The following is a 1,562-nucleotide window of genomic DNA, read 5'->3' as shown; positions in this document are numbered from 1 at the left end:
GCGCGGACGAGCGTGCCGTCCCCGGCCGAGCCGACGCTGGCCGACACCTACTTGCCGGCGAGGTCGGCGAGCGTGGTCGGGGTGGAGTCGGGCGGCACCACGACCATGTTCAACGCGCCGCGGGGGTTGTAGCCGGTGACCGACACCATCCGCGTGCCGTCGTCACCCTGCTGCTGCGCGCGCGATCCGTTGATGAGCAGCGGGAAGTCGCCCATCGAGCCGATGTCGACCTTCCCGGCGAGCATCTGCGCGGTGATCGGAGCGCCGGTGTCGTAGTCCTGCCAGGTGACCTCGTACCGCTTGCCGGTGCGGCGGCCCAGCTCGGCCAGCCGCCGCTCGAAGTGCCCCAGCTCGCGCAGCAGCGTGCCCGCGGTGACGGTGTTGATGGTCTTGGACTGGTAGCCGACCACGACGGTCACCTCGTCGTCGGAGGCCGCGCCGGCCACGCACGAGGTCGACGCGACGGCGACCAGTGCCGCGCCGAGGATTCGCTTGAGCATCGTCGTTCCCTTCAGCGCAGCAGGTAGGGCATGTTGACCTCGACCGCGCCCGTGGGGCAGCGCAGCGCGCACGGCCCGCAGTACCAGCACTCGTCCACGTGCATGAACGCCTTGCCGGTCTCGGGGTTGATCGCGAGCGAGTCGAGCGGGCAGACGTCCACGCACAGGCGGCAGCCCTCGATGCACAGCGACTGGTCGATGGTCACCGGCACGTCGGCGCGGTTGTTCACTAGGGCCACGGAGTTCTCCCGGGATCGTCACCTGGTGGTGGGGGCGTGCGGAACCGCGCCACGTCCGGGGTGAGCGCGGCGCGAGGTGCAGGGAGGTCAGCGACAGAGGGCGCTGGCCTGGCGGCGCAGGTCCACGTGCAGGCGGAACCGCGGTGCGGCGTTCACCGCGCCTCCCCCGGCTTCGTGCGCCGCAGCTCGGCGCGCATGGTCAGCCGGTCGCCGCGCATCCGGATGAACTCCAGGTCCACCGGGCGGCCGTCCGCGAGGTGGCTCAGCCGTTCCACGACCAGCAGAGCCGAGCCGCGCGGCACCTCCAGCACGGCGGCCGAGTGCAGGTCGGCGTTCACCGCTTCCAGCGTCACGGCCGCCGCGCCCAGCCGCAGCCCGGTGGTGCGCTCGATGAGCGAGAAGATGTCCTGGTTCTCCAGGTCCTCGGCCAACAGCGGTTCACCGACGTCACGCGGGAGGTAGGTGAGGTCGAGCGACAGCGGCAGCCCGTTGAGCCTGCGCAGCCGTTCCACGTACACGACCTGCTCGCCCTCGGGGAGGCGCAGCCGCTGCGCCACCGGGCCGGGCGGTCGGACGAGACCCGCGGTCCGCACGTCGTTGCCGACCTCGCCGTGCTCGTGCAACGTCTCGGCCAGTCCCATCAGCTGGTTCAGGCCGTGGGCGTACTTCTGCGCGACCACCACCGTGCCGACGCCCGGCACGCGTTCGATCAGCCCTTCCTCGCGCAGCAGGTCCAACGCCTCGCGGATGCCGTTGCGCGACGCGCAGAACTCCGCCGCGAGGAACCGCTCGTCGGGCAGCACGCCGTCGGGGAAGGCGCGCT

3 protein-coding genes are annotated in these 1,562 nt (G+C 71.8%); all 3 read right to left on the bottom strand.

Features of this window, described 5'->3' with window-relative positions; genetic code table 11:
* Window positions 1-47 precede the first annotated feature (47 nt).
* Window positions 48-500, bottom strand: a complete 453-nt coding sequence (locus tag AB0G02_RS39520) for a hypothetical protein (RefSeq protein ID WP_360805443.1) — start codon at window positions 498-500, stop codon at window positions 48-50.
* A gap of 11 nt (window positions 501-511) precedes the next feature.
* Window positions 512-739 carry a ferredoxin family protein gene (locus AB0G02_RS39515; RefSeq protein ID WP_123741971.1) on the bottom strand — a complete coding sequence of 76 codons (228 nt, stop codon included), beginning with the start codon at window positions 737-739 and terminating at the stop codon, window positions 512-514.
* A gap of 152 nt (window positions 740-891) precedes the next feature.
* Window positions 892-1,562, bottom strand: a 671-nt coding sequence (locus AB0G02_RS39510; protein WP_360805439.1) for a GntR family transcriptional regulator, incomplete at its 5' end; no start/stop codon positions are given.

Source organism: Actinosynnema sp. NPDC023658 (assembly GCF_040639995.1).
GTDB lineage: Bacteria > Actinomycetota > Actinomycetes > Mycobacteriales > Pseudonocardiaceae > Actinosynnema.
The sequence above is the reverse complement of the archived record's forward strand: the minus strand, read 5'-3'. Positions and strand labels throughout refer to the sequence as shown.